Source organism: Curtobacterium sp. MCBA15_009 (genome assembly GCF_001864895.1).
GTDB lineage: Bacteria > Actinomycetota > Actinomycetes > Actinomycetales > Microbacteriaceae > Curtobacterium.
On record NZ_MJGO01000003.1, the window covers coordinates 32361 to 50849 of the forward strand.

Genomic DNA, 18489 nt, shown 5'->3' on the forward strand with positions numbered 1-18489 from the left:
TGGGGGCATGTCTGGTCTCGGTTCCCCCGCTCCGTCCGCCGTCGCACCGTCCGCGGACATCGCCGCCGAGGCACAGCAGGCCCTCGCTGCCCTGACCGGCCGGCCCGACGCCGTGTTCCACCCCGGCCAGCTCGAGGCGATCTCCGCCCTGGTCGAGCACCGGCAGCGCGCCCTCGTCGTGCAGCGCACCGGGTGGGGCAAGTCCGCCGTGTACTTCCTCGCGACCCTGCTGCTCCGTCGCCGTGGTGGCGGCCCGACGGTCCTGGTGTCGCCGCTGCTCGCCCTGATGCGCGACCAGGTGGCGGCGGCAGCCCGGGCCGGCGTCCGAGCGGTGTCGATCAACTCGGCGAACGCGCACGAGTGGGGCGAGACCCAGGCGGCGCTCGCCCGTGACGAGGTCGACGTGCTCCTCGTCTCCCCCGAACGCCTCAACAACCCGAAGTTCCGCGACGAGCAGATGCCGACCCTCATCGCCCGGATGGGCATGCTCGTGGTCGACGAAGCGCACTGCATCTCGGACTGGGGCCACGACTTCCGACCGGACTACCGGCGGCTGGCCGAGCTCATCCGCTCGCTCCCCCACGGCGTCCCCGTGCTGGCCACCACGGCGACCGCGAACGAGCGCGTGGTCGAGGACGTCGCCGAGCAGCTCACCGCCGGTCCCGCCGACCCGGTCTTCACGATCCGCGGGTCGCTCGCGCGAGCGTCCCTTCGCCTCGGCGTGCTGACGCTGCCCGACGCCCGGCAGCGACTCGGGTGGCTCCTCGCCCACCTCGGCGACCTGCCCGGCAGCGGCATCATCTACACGCTCACGGTCTCGGCGGCCGAGGACATCGCGCGGCTGCTGCGTGACAACGGGTACGCCGTCCGCGCCTACACGGGGCGCACCGACACCGACGAGCGGGAGCAGCTCGAGCAGCAGCTCAAGGGCAACGAATTGAAGGCCCTCGTCGCCACCAGTGCGCTCGGCATGGGCTTCGACAAGCCTGACCTCGGCTTCGTCGTGCACGTCGGCGCACCGTCGTCGCCCGTGGCGTACTACCAGCAGATCGGTCGCGCCGGCCGCGCCACCGACAACGCCGACGTCCTGCTGCTGCCCGGGCGCGAGGACCGCGAGATCTGGCAGTACTTCGCCAGCGCCTCGATGCCGACCGAAGCCCGCGCGGCCGCCGTGCTCGACGCCCTGTCGACCGACACCGCGATGTCGACCGTCGCCCTCGAAGGCCTGGTCGACATCAAGCGCTCCACCCTCGAACTCCTGCTCAAGGTGCTCGACGTCGACGGTGCCGTCCGACGGGTCACCGGCGGCTGGGTCGCGACCGGGCAGCCCTGGCAGTACGACGCACCCCGGTACGAACGCGTCGCCGCGGCCCGTGCCGCCGAGGCCGCGTCGATGCTCGACTACGAGGCCACCTCTGCCTGCCGCATGCAGCTGCTGCAGCAGGACCTCGACGACCCCTCCGCAGAGCCCTGCGGCCGGTGCGACAACTGCGCGGGCGCCTGGTTCCCGACCGACGTCTCCGACTCCGACTCGACCGGTGCCGCCGCCGCCCTCGACAAGGTCGGCGTCGAGGTCGCCCCGCGTGCGCAGTGGCCCTCCGGTATGGCCTCGCTCGGCGTCGCGGTCCGCGGCAAGATCGGCCCCGACGAACTCGTGCAGCCCGGCCGAGCTGTGGCGCGTCTGACCGACCTCGGCTGGGGTGGGCCACTGCGGGCACTGTTCGGGTCGGGTGTGCCGGATGCGCCCGTGTCGCGGGAACTCGTCGAGGGCTGCGTCCGTGCGCTGAAGGACTGGCCGTGGGAGACCCGGCCGACCGGTGTCGTGGCGATGTCCTCGCGGTCACGGCCCGAACTCGTCGGGTCGCTCGCGCAGGCGCTGTCCACGATCGGCCGGCTGCAGTTCCTCGGCACGCTCGGCCGGAACGGCGGCACGCCCCGCGGGGACGGCGCGACGAACAGCGCGTACCGACTGTCCGGCGTGTGGGACACCTTCACGGTGGACCCGTCGCTCGCCGCCGCTCTGCAGGCCCACGAGGGCCCGGTGCTGCTCGTGGACGACCTGGTCGACAGCCGGTGGACGATGACCGTGGCGGGGCGGGAGCTCCGTCGCGCGGGTGCGTCGGCCGTGCTGCCGTTCGCGTTGGCGACGGTGGCCTGAGCCGGGTCAGGGCACGGCGCTGGGGATCCGCCAGCGTCAGTACTCGTACGGCAGGTCGAAGTCCTGCGGCAACCCGAAGCAGGCGGAGCCGGAGATGACGTCGATCACCGTGCCGTCGTCCCAGATGGTCACCAGGAGCTGCACCCCGTCCGGGTCGATGATCTGGACCCGGACGTCGCCGCGCCGCAACGGGTCCTCGCTGACGTCGTAGCCGTCCCTCGTGGCGAACGTCTCGGCGATGCGCTGCTGCGCAGCCGTCGCGTCCACCCCCTCGCTCAGGGTCGCTCGGATGTTGCCGCTCCACCGCACGCCGGAGGAGCAGTCGAGGAACGATCCGGTCGACAGCTGTCGCACCGACCCGACCTGCGTGGACGGCAGCGCGTGGATCGTCCGCAGCTCGGCACGCTGCACGGTCGCCTTCACGACGGCGAGGCGCTCATCCGGGTCAGCGGGCAGTGGGTCGGCGTGCGCACAACCGGCCAGCAGCAGCCCGACCGCGGCGGCTGTGGCGACCGCGATCGTTCGAGCGCGCATCAGGCACCACCGGAGTTCGCGACGGTCACCATCACGACGACGACCAGCAGGAGGACCTCGAAAGCGAGCAGGACGCCAGCGAACAGGACGGCGACGATGCCGAGCACACGAACGAGACGGCTCGCATCCGTCACGTCAGCGATCCCCATCAGCGTCCCGAGCGCTGAGAACACCATCACGAGCGACCAGAAGATCGCCCACCCCGGTCTCCCGTGGGACACGCCTTCCAGTGACAGGTACGCCACCAGAGCACTGACGACCGTCAGCGCTGCCGGGACGAGGATCTTCCAGTGCTGCACACGCCCCCGCGCAGCGGACGACTCTTCACCGGACTCCATCGGCTCCCCCCTTCCGTACACGTTCGCATCGTCACCGTCAGTAGCTCGATGGTGGCACCCAGTCGTCCGGAACCCTGAAGCACGCCGAGAACGAATTGACGTCGATCTTCCGGCCGTCGTCCCAGACGGACGCCAACAGTCGCACACCCTGCCGGTCGACGAACGCGTACCGCAGCGACCCGACGGACGTCCGATCATGACTGACGTCCAACTGCTCGCGTCGCGCCGCCGCACCCATGCCCCGCAGGACCCGCTCGGCGTCGGTGCCCTCGGCGAGCGTCGCCTGGATGTTCCCGGACCACAGGAAGCCGGTCGAGCAACTCAGGAAGGATGCAGTCTCGATCTGGTGCGTCGCCACCACATCGGACGGCGGGATCAGATCGATGATCGACTCTTCGGCGTCCTGCGCGGACTTCTTGGCCTGGGCCGTACTGACCTCCGGGTCCTCCACCGGCCCACGCACCAGGGCACAACCGCTCAGCAGGACGACCATCGCGCTGACAGCACCGGTGGCGCCGAGCAGCAGGCGGGGACGCGCGGTCACCACGAGCCACCCCCGAAGAACACCTCGGGCACCGCGAAGCACGGCGACGAGGACAAGATGTGCACGGTGTTCGGTTCGGTCCCGAGTGAGACCAGGTACCCCTCCCCGTCATCAGCCGAGAGGTCGATCGTCGCGAGTCCATCGGAATCCCGACGCTTCTCGAGATCCCACCCCGACTTGCCGCGCCACGCATCCTCGACCGCCGCGACGACAGTATGCATGTCGGGCTCCCCGCTCGTGACGACGATCGTGGCACCGACCCACTGACGCTGGTGTTCGCCGCAGGGGAAGAGCGTGCCCTTCTCCTGCTGCCGGACACGTGATCGGTCGGGGACGGCCTCCGCGATCTCCCGTTCCGTGCGCTGGGTCTCCGCCTTCGCCTTGCCGATGACGACTTCGGGCGACGCGGTGGGTGCTGCGGGCTCGCCGGCTGCGGGTCGATCGTTGCCCGGTGCCGAGCAGCCCGTCAGCAAGGCCACGAGGACGATCGGCGCGATGAGTCTGAGTCGCATGTTCTGTCCGAAGTTGGTCGTCGTCGGTAGCGGTCGATGGATGCTCGACGTCATGGAGCCGACTCGAATGGCGTCACAGGTCTTCCGACGAACCAAGGGCAGTTCGCTGCTCGCCGTTCTGCGGACCTGCGCGGACTTCTCGAGGGGCTTCGCATCGTGAGCCAGCGGGACGTCCACGAGGCCGCCGCTGGCCACTGACCGAACTGCCTCCCCATCTCGGCGGCACCGAGGAAGACCGTTCCGGTGACCGATTGGTCCCATCCCACGAGCTCCCACCCAGCACGATCCAGGGGTCGCCCGAGCGGTGGACCGTCGTAGTCCTCGACTACGACTCGAACCCCTGCGGTGGGCTTCCATTCGTTCACCGAATAAGCCGACTTGAGGAGATCACTGCTGGAAGCGGCGACGTCGTCTTCACGCTGGTCAGCATCAGTGGCGGTCACTATGACGATTGTGGTCCCAGAGCCATCGTCGAGGCGGCCAGCGCGATCGTCGTCCCTCGCCTCATGTCGACCCGCTCGACACGTCGCTCCTCCATGGCCATCACGCCCTGTCGGGCTGCCCGGAGTCGACTCGCGATCACCAGGTGCCACCGCCCGAGAAGATCTCCGGCACGGCGAAGCACGACGACGACGACCGGATGTGCACAGTCTTCGCTTCGGTCCCTCGTGAGATCAGGTAGCCTTCCCCGTCACTGGTCGAGATGTCGATCGTCGCGAGTCCCACCGTGTCTTCACGCTTGTCGATCGTCCAGCCCGACCGGTCGCTCCACGCCTTCTCGACAGCCGCGACGACCGCGTCCATGTCGGGCTCGTCGGTCGTCACGACGTTCGTGCCTCCCGACCACTGACGCTGGCGCTTACCACACGGGAAGAGCGCCCCCTTCTCCTGCTGACGAACACTCGATCGGTCGGGTACGACCTCGGCGATCTCGAGCTCGACGCGTTGCGTCCGCGCCTTCGCCGCACGGATCTCGACCTCGGGCGAGGCGCTCGGGGTCGCCGGTTCGGAAGGAGCTTCGGGTCGGTTGTTGTCCATGGTCGAACATCCCGTCAGGAGAGTCAGGAACACGATCGGTGCGATGAGCTTGCGTGAGCGGTTCATCGCACCCCGTAGATGACTTTGTCGATGTGGTCCAGCACGGCTCGATTCTCTCGCGCGTTGGACGCGATCAGGTTGTGGTTGTCCAACAGCACACCCTGATCGGGGTAGGCGTAGTCCACTCCCATCACCGAACCCGTCTTGATGAAGGACTCGGGTCCGGCGTAGAAGTGCTGTTCGAAGGCGTCCGAGGTGCCGGGGTTCCGGCCGTCCCACACCTTCCCCGTCAACTGGGCTTCCCACAGCAGGTCGGGGTAGCTCTCGTGGACGTAGTTCGTCGACGGGTCCGGGGACCACTGCTCGGGCATGCCGGCACCCGCGAGCGACACGACGTTGTCCCAGTGCGCACCGGCGACCTCGGCGGACGTGACGTTCGCCAGCCCCCAACTGTGTGCGATCGCAGTCGACTCTGCCGCGCGGACGATCGGGCTGCTCGCGTTCAACCCCTGTTCGAACGACGCGAGCTGCTTCCCGGACTGCAGGGCGAACTCTTCGTCGTTGGCCTCGAAGATCTTGGTGAGGTCCATGTCGCTCTTCTGTCCGTACTCCCCCGGGTACCGACCGTCCTTGTACACGAACACGACGGTATCGGGGTGGCCCGCGACGATGGAGGATGCGATCGCCTGCGTCGAGCCGTCGTAGAACTTGGCCAGGTCGGCGAACGTACCCGGCGTGTACGTGACGACGTGCTTCGTCTGGTCGGTGATCGTCCCCTCCATCTCGATGATGCGGGACCGATCGGGGTCGTACAGGTACAGCTGCCTCGTCGGGCTGTCTCCGACGGCATCCTTGAGGTAAGCGATCTCGGCTTCGAGTTCGGCCCGACGCTTCTCGAGGGCACGGGTGCTGACGTGGCCCTCGAGCGCAGCGATGGTCACCATCACCGAGTAGAGCTCGGTCTGGTCGGCATCGAGCCGGTCCTGCGCGTTCGTCTTGTTCGCCGCCACACGTGCCTGCGGTGCCAGTCCGTCGAGCGCTCCCATCGTCACCGGCATGGTGGCGAGGAACCACTGCTGCTGTTCGCTGAACCCAGTCGGGTCGGCCGGGTCACCGATCGCGGTCCACCACGCGGCCACGGCCTCGGGCGACGCAGCCGCGATCTTCTTCGCCAGGTCGGGGTTGTCGGCGAGGAGCATCTCGCGGTCGGTCGCGGACAGCCCGACCAGCAGCGCCAACAGGTCGTCGGGCGACTTGCTGGCGACGTCGACTCCCGAGAAGTTGCTCAGTCCGCCGAGGACGTCCTGGTTCTGCAGCGCGGCCGCGCAGGTCGCGTCGATACGGCGGCGATCGGAGACGAGGGTGTCCCATTCGGCGTCGATCGCACGGAGGTCGCTCTGTGCATCGTCGATCAGCCCCTGCGCCTTGGCCTTCTGCTTGGCGAGGTCAGCCTTCGCAGCTTCGTCGTCCGGAGCGGGCTTGCCGGTCAGCAGCGGCGAGGTCGTTTGGGGGAACAGCTCAGGGAACGGCATCTTCGCGCGCGCCGACGCCAAGTCCTGCTCCGCCGTCGCGCGACGCGTCTCGAGCACGACCTGCCGGTCCTTGATCTGCGTCAGCGCACCGGCGTACGTCGTGAGCGCCGTCGCCTGCTTCTCGAGGCCGGTCGCCACGAGCTCGATGTCAGCCGCCTTCTTCGAGAGCTCCGCCGCGAAGGACCGCTGGCTCGCTGCCTCCCAGTCGACGCCGGACTGCGACGCCACGGACTGGATGGTGCGCTGGGCATCACGAACCTTGGCGGCACGCGCGGTGCGCAGCGCTGCGACGCCCTGGATACCGGCCGGACTGCCCTGACCGGGGTCCGCCTCCGACCAGCTCACTTGCCGGCCGCCTGTGCCTGGGCGGCATCGGCGTCGGCGTACGACCGCTTCACCGACGTCGGGAACTTGCCGGCGTCGCGGATGCTGTCGGCAGCGATCTTCGACCGCTGGACCTGCTGCGCCGTGGCGTCGCGCAGGGCACCCGACACGACGTCAGATCCCAGCTCGGCGTTCCCCTGACCGCCCTCGATCTTCGATCCGATCTCGATGTCGTCCCCCGCTGCTGTCACCTTCGTCGACAGCGCGTCCAGCGCGTCGTACGAGATCTTGAGCTTGCCGCTCACCCGTCACCCCCATGACAGGGAGGGCCGACGCCGCACTGCTGCGGCATCGGCCTCCCGATGTCAGATCTCTCCGCTCAGCGACCGAGCTTCGACGCGAGCTGCTGGTCGACGTCGCCCAGCGTGTGGGCGGTGGTGCGCAGGAACTGCGCCAGGTCGTTCAGCCCGCCGATGGTGTTCTGCGCGCCGGTGGTGAAGCGCTGGTAGGCCTCGTTGTACGCACCCGAGGAGCGGTCCGTCTGGAACCCCGCCTGGGTCAGCGAGGCGATCTGCGCCTGCAGCTTGTACAGGGTCGCGTTGATCTCGTCACGGCCGGCGACGAGCCGGTCGGCGTTGCTGTTGAGCTCCTGGTACGAGACGTTGATGTTCGCCACGGTTGCACCCCTTCACGGTGGTCGGTGTCGCCAGCCCCTCCGGCGACTACGCCCACCGTACCACCACGTGATAAAACCTCGCGCGTGAGATGTCTACCCCCTGTTAGCGGGTCACCTTCGCTTCGACTGTGTGAGCGACTTGTACCCGGGTGATCCGCCCCGAGTCCACCATGATCCCTCGACCGACCGGGAAGTCCGAGCGGGTCACCCGCGGGAACGCGGTGCGGAACAGCGTCAGTCCGTCGGTCTCCTCGGGTTGCAGGGCGATGCCGGCGCGCGCGGTCTTCAGCTCGCCGAAGAGCTGCCACGCGCTCGGTGCCGTCACGGTGTCCGCCTCGGCGAGCACGAAGACGCCGGCGCGACGCGCGGCCTTGATGAGCCGCGCCACCTGGCCCTCGGCGGGCAGCCCTTCGAAGTCCCCGACGTTCTCGATGACGATGATCGGTTCGGCGTCGTCGAAGGGCGTGGCGCTCTCGAGCCGCGTCGCGAGCTCCGACGCCAGGGTCTCGGCCGAGGATCCGTCGGTGGATGCCGACGCCCAGGCCGTGGCGTCCCGCAGGACCGACCGGCGTCCGACGATGAGGTGCGCAGGTCGCTCGGGCCAGGTCTGGCGGACCGACCGGATGAGGGTCTGCATGGTCGTGGAACGCCCGGATCCGAAGGGGCCGGTCACGACGAACAGGCCGTCGCCCGGGATGCCGATGGGCGCGAGGGTGTCGTCTGCCAGGCCGATGGTCGGCCGACCGCCGACCGACGCCGGCAGGGACGCCTGGTCCACGACGGCGGGCAGGCGACGGATCGGCGGCGCGACGGCGACGCCGCGGGCGACGAGTGCGGTGGCGAGCGACGACACGGCGGCGTCCTGCACGACCAGGTCCGCGCTGCCGGCGGGCACGGCGAGCTGGACCTCGTGGTCGTCGACGAGCCCCCGGCCGGCGACGGCGTCCTCGAGCACGTCGGCGGGGACGTCCGCCGCGATGTACTCGAGTTCGCTCGCCAGGCGGAGGACGATCCGCTCGCCGATGGCGGCCTGCAGGTTCGAGGGGAACGCCCCCATCCGGTCGGCGGACATCACCAGGTGCACGCCGAGCGCACGCCCGGTGGCGGCGACGGCGACGACCTGGTCGAAGACCTGCTGCGATCCGGGGCGGAACTCGTACTCGTTGCGGAACGCGCCCATGCCGTCGACGAGCACCAGGATGCGCGGCTCCGCGACGCCGGTGACCGCCCGGTACTCGCTGATGTTCGCGGCGCGCGCGGCCGCGAAGCGCGCGGAACGGTCCGAGACGGTCGCCTCGAGGTCGGCCAGGAGGCGCGTGATGCGTTCGTCGTCCGGCCCGCTGATGACGGTCCCCACCGTGGGCAGGGCCTCGAGCATGCTGAGGCCGCCGCCGCCGAAGTCGAGCCCGGTGATCTGCACGGGGAAGCGGTCGGCCACGGCCGAGGCTGCGACGGCGACCGCCCGCAGCGCAGCCGACTTGCCCGCGCCACCGGCCCCGAGCACCGCCAGGTTGCCGATCAGGTCGAGGTCGATGCCGAAGGGCGTCTGCTGCTGCGACTCCGGGACGTCGACGGTGCCGACGACGAGCGTCGAACCGGTCGACGCGGGCAGCGCCCCGAGGTCGATCGTGTCCGGCAGCTGGTCGAGCCACGGCTTGCGGGGCACGGCGAGCGCCCGGTCGTCGGCAGCCCGGGTGATCGTGGCGGCGAGCCGTTCGATGTCCTTCGCGCGCTTCGAGTCGCGCGGGGCGCGCGGCGCGCTCGGCCACACCGTGCCGGGGCCGAACGGGAACTCCTGCACCTCGACGTCGGGTTCGTGCACGACGTCGTCGGACCTGCCGCCCAGGTAGGCGGTCTGGAAGTCGAGCACCCGCCCGGGGCCGATCTTCGCCGCGGCTCGGCCCGGGGTGCCCGGGTCGAAGAAGGCGGCGTCGGACACCCCGAGGACGTCCTCGCTGTCGACGGGGTCGGCCACGCGGAGCGCGATGCGCAGGTTGGTGTTCGCCCGCAGGGAGTCCTTGATGACGCCGCTCGGCCGCTGCGTCGCCATGACCAGGTGCAGCCCGAGGGAGCGTCCGCGCTGGGCGACGTCGATGACCCCGTCGATGAACTCCGGGATCTCGGACGCGAGCGCCGCGAACTCGTCGATGACGATGACGAGCGCGGGCGGAGCCGCCTGGTCGCCGCGCTGCTCGAGCGTCACGAGGTCCTTCGCACCGCGCTCGTTGAGCAGGTGCTCGCGGTACCGGAGCTCGGCGCGGAGCGAGGTCAGCGCCCGGCGGACCAGGTGCTGGTTGAGGTCGGTGACGAGGCCGACGGTGTGCGGCAGCCCGACGCACTCCGCGAAGGCGGCGCCGCCCTTGTAGTCGACGAGCAGGAACGTGACGCGGTCCGGCGAGTACTCCGCCGCCATGCCCATGATCCAGGTCTGCAGGAACTCGCTCTTGCCCGAACCGGTGGTGCCGCCGACGAGCGCGTGCGGGCCGTGGGCGCGCAGGTCGAGGGCGAGCGGTTCGCTCGGTCCCTGCCCGACGACGGCGCGGATGCCGCCCGACTCGCGACCGGCACCGGGGACCCAGTCGGCCGTCAGGCTGTCGTTCTTCGCCCACCGGCTGACGACTGCTCCGGCGTCGCCGGCGACGTCGCCCTCGTACAGGTCGACGAAGGCGACGCTGTGCGGCAGGTCGGTCTCGTCGAGCACCCGGGCACCCGAGTCCTGCACCGGCGCGATCGACCGTGCGACGGTGGCGGCCTCGATGCTGTCGACTCGGTCGAGCTCGTCGAGCACGACGGACTGCCCGGAGCGGACGAAGCCGACGGTCGCCGTGCCCGAGGCGCGGTCGAGGGAGACGTACGTGCGGCAGACCACGGGCAGCGCGCTGAGGGTCGAGGCCAACCACAGCAGGTGGACGCCGTAGTCGGGGCCCTCTTCCGCCAGGGCGACGAGGCGCGCGCGGTCCGCCGGGGCCTCGGCCGTGACGAGGACGACGACGGCCGGGGTCGCCGGCAGGCGGTCGACGGACTCGCCGTGCTCCTCGTCGAGCGCACGGCTCTCGTCGATGCGCGACCGCACGTGCTCGCCGCGACCGACGCCGGCGGCGCGACGGGTGGCGACGAGGCCCTCGAGTTCGGCGAGCAGGGTCGACGCGCCCGCGAAGTCGCGGACCAGCCCGGCGGAGCGCAGCGGGCTGTAGGGCGAGTCCACGTGGGGCAGCCACTTCAGCCACGCCCACTGGTCGGTCGTGGTGCCGCCGGCGAAGGCGGTGACGACGAGGTCGGCCGGGCTGTGCAGGCCGACGAGCTGGACCACGAGCGACCGGGCGACGTCGTCGGCGACCAGACCGGTGCCGGCGACGCCGATGGCCCCGGCACGCTCGAAGGTCTCGACGACGGGGACGGGTCCAACGGTCGCGTACTCGTCGGCGAGCGCCTCGGCCCGGTTCCAGTCGTCGACGCTGCCGGAGTTCTTCGACGGCATCACCACGGTGGAGCGGGACGGCTGCTCCCCCGCGCCGAAGCGCACCTCGAGGAAGGTCGTGTGCTCGGGCTTGCGGGTCCAGAGCAGCTCGGAGCGGTCGCGCATGGCGGCGGTGACGACCGAGGGTGCCGGTGACTCCGCCACGCGCGCCTCGACCTCCTGCGCGCGGGCGGCGGCGAGCCGGGCACCGGTGTCCTCGAGAGACTCCTCGAACCGCTGCCGTTCGTCGCGCTTGCGCCGTCGGTTCTGCACGCGCTGGTCGATCCAGGTGCCGATCATGATGATCGGGGACAGCGCGATGAAGATGAGCGTGTACGGCTGCTTCGTGACGAGGAAGAGCACGCCGCCGAGGATGATCGGCGCGAGGATCGCGATGACGGGCAGCCGCGGCTTCTCGCCGGGCACCGGGATCTCCGGCAGGGTGAAGTCCTTGCCGCGGTGCGCGGGGTCGACGCGCGGCGAACGGGAGAACTCGGTGTGGTCCGCCCCGGCCGCACCCGGCGCGACCGGCAGGGGTGACGTGGACAGCGGGAGGATCCGCAGGGTGGAGCCGCCGACCTGGACGACGGCGTCCGGCCCGACGAAGGAACGCGCGATCAGCCGGCCGTCGACGGCGACGCCGTTCGCGGAGTTCAGGTCCACGACCTCGATCGTCTCGCCCACCGTCACCGAGGCGTGCCGGCGCGACACCTGGTCGTCGTCGGCCAGGTAGACCTGGGCCATCGCGTCCCGCCCGATCAGGTTGACGCCCTGGGACAGCGTGTACTCGTTGCCCGCCTCGGGCCCGGAGAGCACCTGCACGACGGCGGCGGGGGCGTCCTCGACGTCGTCGCCGCGGCGGCGGTCGGTGGCGGGGACGACCTGCACCCGGCACCCGGAGCGGAGCGAGGACTCGTGCACGCTCGCCGACGGGTTGAGCAGTCGTGCCTGCGGGCGGTCGGGCAGCCAGACCCGCAGGGTCAGCGGCACGCCCGTCTGCACGCCCTGGCCACCGACCAGCCGTTCCGCGACGCTGCCGATCGTCGCCGTGACGTCCGCGGTGACGACGACGTCCCGCTCGGTCCCCGCGTCCGCGATGGTCACCTTGAGTTTCACAGTCCACCCCCGTGGCCTCGATCGTAGCGCTGCCCGACGACGCGGGTGCCCGCGGTGCGGCGCCTGGGGACGAGCGCGCTACTGCCGCGCGGGCTTGGGGAACGCGGTGCGCATGTGGTCCGACGTGAGCACGTCGCCGATGCCGACCATGAGCAGGGAGAACACGATCTGCTCGATGACCATCCAGAACGGGTACAGCCCGGGGATCGCGGCGACGACGAGCGTCACGATCGGGAAGACCCGGCTGAACAACCGCATGCGCTGGTACGCCCAGTAGTAGCCGAGCTGGGCGCGCCAGGCGAAGACGTAGAGCGTCAGGGTGATGAGCAGGACGACGGTGGCGCGGAACCAGACCGCCCACGGCACCGACTGCCCGGCGTGCGTGAGCAGCACGGCGATCACCACGGCGGCGACCCCGACGATGGTCTCGGCGACGAGCAGCCACCGGATCCACCGGAAGGACCGCACGGTGTCCGGGTGGTCGAGCATGTCCTCACGGACGACGTAGCCGCCCTGCCGGCCGCCGGCCAGACGGTCGAGCCGCAGACGGCACCAGAGACGATCGGCGCGGGCACCGAGGCCGTCGTTCTGCTGGGTCACGAGTCCATGGTGCCGTACCCGGCGGTGTCCCCGGTGCGCTCAGCCGACCGGCACGAGGGTCGCGCTGCCGACGACCTCGCCGGTGGCGGTGTCGGTGAGGACGAGCGAGCGGACCTCCTCGGGCAGGCTCCACGGGTCGCCCACCGTGATCGACAGTTCACGCTCCGAGGCCTGGAACTGCGCCAGTTCGACGGACGTGCCCGGGATCTCCGTCCGGGGGTCGCCGTCGGCGGGCACCGTCCCCGCTGCCAGGACGACCGAGACGCCGCTCCGGGCCCGGGTGCGCAGGCCGTCGACGTGGACCTCGATCGCGTCCTCGCCGCCGAGCCGGGCGATGCGGACGTGTCCGCTGGCCGCTCCGCCCACGCCGACGACCTCGCCGGCGACCGGGGGCACCCGGAGCCACCACGGCTCGACCGGCGACGTGTCGACCGGACGCGCCTGTTCCCCGGAGTCCGGCACGGTGTCCCCGAGGCCGTTCGACGGCACGAGGCCCTCGGCCGGGACCCGTGCCGTCCCGTGGTCGACCGTGTCGACGCGGGCGACGGGTTCCTGGTCGTCGGACCGAGCGCCCGACCAGAGCGCCACCGCGCCGACGACCGCGACCGCGACCGCTGCCACGACGCCACCCGTCGCGAACCGACGTCGCCCTGTCCCCCACCGCTCGATGCGCACGTTCCCATGGTGCCGCACCGACGGGGCGGAGCCGCACCGGGCCTCCCGGTCGACACCGACGGACGGGAGCACGACGGACGGGAGCACCGACGGACGGGAGCACCGCGACGCAGAACGCGCCCCGGGGATCCGGGGCGCGTTCTGGGCGGACTGTGCGGGTCAGCGCTTCCGGCGCTCGCGCACTCGCATGTTGACGTTGATCGGCGTGCCGGAGAAGCCCCAGACCTCGCGGAGCCGGCGGGTGATGAACCGGCGGTACTGCGGGTCGAGGAAGGCCGACGTGAACAGCACGAACGTCGGCGGCTGGCTCGACGCCTGCGTCCCGAACAGGATGCGCGGCTGCTTGCCACCGCGGACGGGGTGCGGGTGCTCCTGCACGAGCTCGGCGATGAACGCGTTGACCTTGCCGGTCGGGATGCGGGTGTCCCACGAGTCGAGGGCGGTCTCGAGCGCGGGCACGAGCTTCTCGAGGTGGCGGCCGGTGCGGGCCGAGATGTTCACGCGCGGCGCCCAGGCGACGTGCGCCAGGTCCTGCTCGATCTCGCGCTCCAGGTAGCGGCGGCGCTCGTCGTCGAGCAGGTCCCACTTGTTGTAGGCCAGGACGAGCGCGCGGCCCGACTCGAGGACGAGGTCGATGATCCGCAGGTCCTGCACGGAGACGGGCTCGGTGACGTCGAGGACGACGACGGCGACCTCGGCCTTCTCGAGTGCGGCCGTGGTGCGGAGCGACGCGTAGAAGTCGGCGCCCTGCTGCAGGTGCACGCGCTTGCGGATGCCGGCGGTGTCGACGAAGCGCCAGACCTTGCCACCGAGCTCGATCTGCTCGTCGACCGGGTCGCGGGTGGTGCCCGCGAGGTCGTTCACGACGACGCGCTCCTCGCCGGCGGCCTTGTTGAGCAGCGAGCTCTTGCCGACGTTCGGACGGCCGAGGATGGCCACGCGACGGGGGCCACCGACCTCCTGCTTCGCGACGGCCGAGGTGTCCGGCAGCGTCGCGATGATGAGGTCGAGCAGGTCCGCGACGCCGCGGCCGTGCAGTGCCGACACCGGGTGCGGCTCGCCGAGGCCGAGGTTCCACAGCTCGTAGGCGTCGAGGTCGCGGCGGTCGTCGTCGGACTTGTTCGCGACGACGATGACCGGACGGTCGGTGCCGCGGAGCATCTTCACGACGTGCTCGTCGGTGGCGGTGATGCCGACCGTGACGTCGACGACGAAGAGCACGGCGTCGGCGAGGTCGATGGCGACCTCGGCCTGCGCGGCGACCGAGGCGTTGATGCCCTGGGCGTCGGGTTCCCAGCCGCCGGTGTCGACGAGCGTGAATCGCTTGTCGTTCCACTCGGCCTTGTAGCTGACCCGGTCGCGCGTGACGCCGGGGACGTCCTGCACGACGGCCTCGCGGCGGCCGAGGATGCGGTTCACGAGCGCGGACTTGCCGACGTTCGGGCGGCCGACGATGGCGAGCACCGGGTAGGCCGGCAGGTAGTGGACGCCGTCCTCGCCGATCTGACCGGCTTCGAGCAGGGCGAGGTCCTCGTCCTCGAGGTCGTACTCCTCGAGTCCGGCGCGGAGTGCCGTGGCGCGCTGCTCGGCCTCTGCCTCGTCGAGTCCGGCGAGGCGCGCGCCGAGGGCGTCGTCGTACTCGGGGAAGTCGTCGTTGTCCGGGTTGTCCAGCTGGGCCATGGTGGTTTTCCTCGCGAGCGGCCGGGGCCGCGGTGTCGGTGGCCGTTGCCGGCCGGGGCCGGGGGTCCGGCCGTGGGTGACCGGCTGGCCGAGGCCGTCCGGTCGTGCGTCAGTGCGGTGCGGTGACCGGCTGGCCGAGGCCGTCCGGTCCTGCGTCGGTGCGTGACCGGCCGGCCGAGGCCGTCCGGTCCGCGTCAGTGCGTGGCCGCGCGGGCCAGGTCGACGACCGCCTGCACGGTCTGGTCGAAGTCGAGGTCGGTGGAGTCGAGCGTCGTGACGCCGTCCGCGGCGTTCATGAAGTCGACGACCTTCGCGTCCGCCGCGTCACGACGAGCGAGCGCTGCGGAGGTCTCGGCGGCCGACTGGGTCGTGACCTCTGCCGATCGTCGGGCCATCCTAACGGACTCGTCTGCGGTGAGCAGGATCCGGACCTCGGCGTCGGGGGCGACGACCGTGGTGATGTCCCGGCCCTCGGTGATGATCCCCGGGGCGTCGGTCTTCCGCATCACGGTGCGGAACAGCTGCACGAGGCGGTGCCGGACGTCGGGCAGCTTCGCGATGTGGGCGACCGCGCCGGTGACGTCGGGGGTGCGGATGGCCTCGGTGACGTCGGTCTCCCCCACCTTCACGAAGTAGTCGTCGGGGTCGGTGCCGATCGCGTAGTCGAAGGTGTCCCAGCTCGCCAGGACCGCCGCCGGGTCGTCGAGGTCGACCCGCTGCTGCAGGGCGTGCCACGCGAGTGCCCGGTACGCGGCTCCGGTGTCCTGGTAGCCGAAGCCCAGCACGCGCGCCGCCGCGCGGGACACGCTCGACTTGCCGCTGCCGGCCGGACCGTCGACCGCGATGACGGTCTTCGCCACGTAGGCCCCGTCGGCGAGGCCGGACGGCACCGGAGCAGTCGTCGAACCCGGTTCGCCGCCGGGCTCGCCCAGGCCGGCCGGGCCGCCGAGCGGGCCGCCCTCGGCGCCGCCGCGCGCACCGTCGCCGGGCGTCGGGGTGGGCAGGCCGGTGTCGGGCCCGTCGGGTCCGCCGGTCGCGCCGGGTTCGTTCGTCGCTGCGTCCACGTCGTCGATCATGCCCATGCTGCTGCGATCCTCCATCCGCGACCCTCGAGCTGCTCGACGAGTCGTTGTTCCTGCTCGGGGACGACCGACACCTCGACGATGCCGATCGGTGCGCCCGGTGAGTGCTCGAGGCGCATGTCCTCGAGGTTGATGCCGATCTCCCCGATGAACGTCAGGAGCGCGGCGATCTGCCCCGGTGTGTCGTCCACCAGGACGACGACCTGGGCGAAGCGCTTGGTGGTGCCGTGCTTGCCCGGCAGCCGTTCGACGCCGCGGTTGCCCGCGGCGATCGCCTCGGCGAGGGTGCGCGGGGCACCGGCCGCAGCGGGGTCGTCGAGTGCGCCGAGCAGCCCGGTCAGTTCGTCACGCAGGTCCGCCAGCACGTGCCGGACGTTCGCCGCGTTGGCACCGATGATCTGCACCCACAGCCCGGGGTCACTCGCGGCCACCCGGGTCACGTCGCGCACGCCGCCGCCGGCCAGGCCGAGGGCGCCGTCCGGGGCGTCGCGCAGCCGCGAGGCCATCAGCGTCGACACGATCTGCGGCACGTGCGAGACGTAGGCGACGGCGAGGTCGTGCGCCGCCGGCTCCATCGGCACGACGGTCGCGCCGACGTCGAGCGCCAGGTCCTCGACCACCGCGGCGCGCTGGTAGGTGATGCCGTCGTGCCCCGCGATCACCCACGGGCGACCGACGAACAGGTCGGCGCGCGCCGCCGTCGGGCCGCTGCGCTCACGCCCCGCCATCGGGTGGGACCCGATGTAGCGGCTGACGTCCGCACCCGCGGCGACGAGCTCCGCCAGCGGACCGGCCTTCACGCTCGCGACGTCCGTCACGATCGCGTCCGGGTGGTCCGCGAGTTCGCGGGCGACGACCGTCGCCACGACGTCCGGCGGCACGGCCACGACGACGAGCTCCGGGGCGTCCCCGACCGCCGGCCGACGACCGGCTCCGTAGTCCACGGCGAGCGCCAGCGCGGCGGGCGACACGTCGTCGAGGACGACGTCCACCCCCTTCTCGCGCAGCGCGAGGCCGATCGAGGCGCCGAGCAGCCCGGCGCCGACGACGCGCACCGGACCCCGCAGGCGGCGGTCCGTGTCGTGCGGCGTCAGGTCGGTCACCGGGCAAGCCTACCGATCGCGGTGTCCGTCCCCGTCAGTCCGCCGACTCGTCGTCGTCCTCGTCGTCGTCGTCCAGCGCGACGTCGCGGTCGTCCCGGCCCGTCGGCTTCGCGTCGCGGACCGTGGCGAGCAGCTTGCCCACCTCGACCGTGCCGAGCTCGCGCATCTTGCCCGGCGGCAGGCTGCCGAGGTGCAGCGGCCCGAACGACCGCCGGACGAGTTCGAGCACCGGGTGGTCGACGGCCTCGAGCATGCGACGGACGATCCGGTTGCGGCCCGAGTGCAGGGTGATCTCGACGAGCGACTCTCCCCGCGAGGACTCGAGCAACTTCACCCGGTCGGCCTTGATCGGGCCGTCCTCGAGTTCCACGCCCTCGAGCAGTCGCTGCACGACGGCCGGGTTCACGTTGCCGTGCACCTTCGCGATGTAGGTCTTCTGCACCCCGAAGGACGGGTGCGCGAGCACGTGGGCCAGGTCGCCGTCGTTCGTCAGGACGAGCAGCCCCGAGGTCTCGGCGTCGAGGCGACCGACGTTGAACAGCCGTTCCTCGTAGCGGTCGACGAACTCGGTCAGGTCGCGGCGGCCGCGCTCGTCCTGCAGGCTCGAGACGACGCCGGTCGGCTTGTTGAGCACGATGTACCGCCGCGAGGAGTCGATCTGCACCGGCACGCCGTCGACGGCGATCGCGTCGGTCGCGGGGTCGACGCGACGCCCGAGGGCGTCCACCACCTGCCCGTTGACCGTCACGCGGCCCTCGACGATCAGGTTCTCCGCGACGCGTCGGGATGCCACGCCCGCAGCGGCGATCACCTTCTGCAGGCGCTCCCCCTCGGCCTGGAGGCCCGGCTCGGCCCCGCCGGACGCCGTCCCGTCCGCCGCGTCCCAGTCCGGGATGATCGGCCGCTCGGGCGTGCCCTCGAGCGGCGCGCCGTGGCCGTCGCGCTCCCCGCTCGGCTTCGGCGTGGTGCGGGCGGCGCCGGGGCGGTCGCTGTTGCGCACGCTCGTGGTGCCGCCGACGTAGCGACGGCCGTTGTGCCAGACGCGGCTCTGCTGCCCGTCGGGCCCGCGGCGGTCGTCACGGCCGCGGTCGTCACGGCGGTCGTCACGGCCGCGGTCGTC

Annotated in this window: 16 protein-coding genes; 1 reads left to right on the forward strand and 15 read right to left on the reverse strand. The window is 71.5% G+C overall.

The window, feature by feature from the left end; genetic code table 11:
- Window positions 1-7: 7 nt before the first annotated feature.
- Entirely contained in the window at window positions 8-2158 is a 2151-nt protein-coding gene (locus tag BIU97_RS01985; protein ID WP_071296938.1) for a RecQ family ATP-dependent DNA helicase, read from the forward strand.
- 36 nt (window positions 2159-2194) lie between these two features.
- Here BIU97_RS01985 and BIU97_RS01990 read toward each other — a convergent pair whose 3' ends face one another.
- The 15 genes from BIU97_RS01990 to BIU97_RS02060 all read right to left on the reverse strand — a co-directional run bounded on the left by BIU97_RS01990 (window position 2195) and on the right by BIU97_RS02060 (window position 18189).
- Window positions 2195-2692, reverse strand: a complete 498-nt coding sequence (locus BIU97_RS01990) for a hypothetical protein (RefSeq protein ID WP_071296939.1) — start codon at window positions 2690-2692, stop codon at window positions 2195-2197.
- A complete protein-coding gene (locus BIU97_RS01995; RefSeq protein WP_139195860.1) occupies window positions 2692-3030 on the reverse strand; it encodes a hypothetical protein in 339 nt (112 codons plus the stop codon). Before BIU97_RS01995 ends, BIU97_RS01990 begins: the two co-directional genes overlap by 1 nt.
- Before the next feature lie 37 nt (window positions 3031-3067).
- Window positions 3068-3616 (reverse strand): hypothetical protein, encoded by a 549-nt coding sequence (locus tag BIU97_RS02000; protein ID WP_217640089.1) that lies wholly within the window; start codon window positions 3614-3616, stop codon window positions 3068-3070.
- A complete protein-coding gene (locus BIU97_RS02005; protein WP_139195862.1) occupies window positions 3571-4263 on the reverse strand; it encodes a hypothetical protein in 693 nt (230 codons plus the stop codon). Before BIU97_RS02005 ends, BIU97_RS02000 begins: the two co-directional genes overlap by 46 nt.
- Window positions 4264-4665: 402 nt before the next feature.
- Window positions 4666-5124 carry a hypothetical protein gene (locus tag BIU97_RS02010; protein WP_217640090.1) on the reverse strand — a complete coding sequence of 153 codons (459 nt, stop codon included), beginning with the start codon at window positions 5122-5124 and terminating at the stop codon, window positions 4666-4668.
- Between the two features lie 62 nt (window positions 5125-5186).
- Complete coding sequence (locus BIU97_RS02015; protein WP_071296944.1) at window positions 5187-7001, reverse strand: hypothetical protein; 1815 nt, start codon at window positions 6999-7001, stop codon at window positions 5187-5189.
- Window positions 6998-7285: a hypothetical protein gene (locus BIU97_RS02020; protein ID WP_071253485.1), complete on the reverse strand. Its 288-nt coding sequence runs from the start codon at window positions 7283-7285 to the stop codon at window positions 6998-7000. The genes BIU97_RS02015 and BIU97_RS02020 overlap by 4 nt, the downstream gene beginning before the upstream one ends.
- Window positions 7286-7359: 74 nt before the next feature.
- Window positions 7360-7656: a WXG100 family type VII secretion target gene (locus BIU97_RS02025; protein ID WP_071296945.1), complete on the reverse strand. Its 297-nt coding sequence runs from the start codon at window positions 7654-7656 to the stop codon at window positions 7360-7362.
- 103 nt (window positions 7657-7759) lie between these two features.
- Window positions 7760-12229 carry an FtsK/SpoIIIE domain-containing protein gene (locus BIU97_RS02030; protein ID WP_071296946.1) on the reverse strand — a complete coding sequence of 1490 codons (4470 nt, stop codon included), beginning with the start codon at window positions 12227-12229 and terminating at the stop codon, window positions 7760-7762.
- A gap of 78 nt (window positions 12230-12307) precedes the next feature.
- Window positions 12308-12829 (reverse strand): hypothetical protein, encoded by a 522-nt coding sequence (locus tag BIU97_RS02035; protein WP_071296947.1) that lies wholly within the window; start codon window positions 12827-12829, stop codon window positions 12308-12310.
- A gap of 39 nt (window positions 12830-12868) precedes the next feature.
- Window positions 12869-13504, reverse strand: coding sequence for a hypothetical protein (locus tag BIU97_RS02040; protein WP_139195863.1), 636 nt, complete (start codon window positions 13502-13504; stop codon window positions 12869-12871).
- A 159-nt stretch (window positions 13505-13663) separates the two neighbouring features.
- Complete coding sequence (gene der, locus BIU97_RS02045; RefSeq protein ID WP_071296949.1) at window positions 13664-15184, reverse strand: ribosome biogenesis GTPase Der; 1521 nt, start codon at window positions 15182-15184, stop codon at window positions 13664-13666.
- Between the two features lie 194 nt (window positions 15185-15378).
- On the reverse strand, window positions 15379-16074 hold the full coding sequence (gene cmk / locus BIU97_RS02050) for a (d)CMP kinase (RefSeq protein ID WP_441294385.1): 696 nt from the start codon (window positions 16072-16074) through the stop codon (window positions 15379-15381).
- A gap of 182 nt (window positions 16075-16256) precedes the next feature.
- The gene (locus tag BIU97_RS02055) at window positions 16257-17369 is read right to left on the reverse strand and encodes a prephenate dehydrogenase (RefSeq protein ID WP_071296950.1); all 1113 of its coding nucleotides are present in this window, start codon (window positions 17367-17369) and stop codon (window positions 16257-16259) included.
- 34 nt (window positions 17370-17403) lie between these two features.
- On the reverse strand, window positions 17404-18189 hold the full coding sequence (locus BIU97_RS02060; protein ID WP_254782838.1) for a pseudouridine synthase: 786 nt from the start codon (window positions 18187-18189) through the stop codon (window positions 17404-17406).
- Between the last annotated feature and the right edge of the window lie 300 nt (window positions 18190-18489).

What these genes read in the sequence shown, in the direction of transcription:
- BIU97_RS01995 (WP_139195860.1), bottom strand. Translation starts at nt 3,030, where the DNA reads ATGGAGTCCGGTGAAGAGTCGTCCGCTGCGCGGGGGCGTGTGCAGCAC.
- der (WP_071296949.1), bottom strand. Translation starts at nt 15,184, where the DNA reads ATGGCCCAGCTGGACAACCCGGACAACGACGACTTCCCCGAGTACGAC.
- BIU97_RS01990 (WP_071296939.1), bottom strand. Translation starts at nt 2,692, where the DNA reads ATGCGCGCTCGAACGATCGCGGTCGCCACAGCCGCCGCGGTCGGGCTG.
- BIU97_RS01985 (WP_071296938.1), top strand. Translation starts at nt 8, where the DNA reads ATGTCTGGTCTCGGTTCCCCCGCTCCGTCCGCCGTCGCACCGTCCGCG.
- BIU97_RS02010 (WP_217640090.1), bottom strand. Translation starts at nt 5,124, where the DNA reads ATGGACAACAACCGACCCGAAGCTCCTTCCGAACCGGCGACCCCGAGC.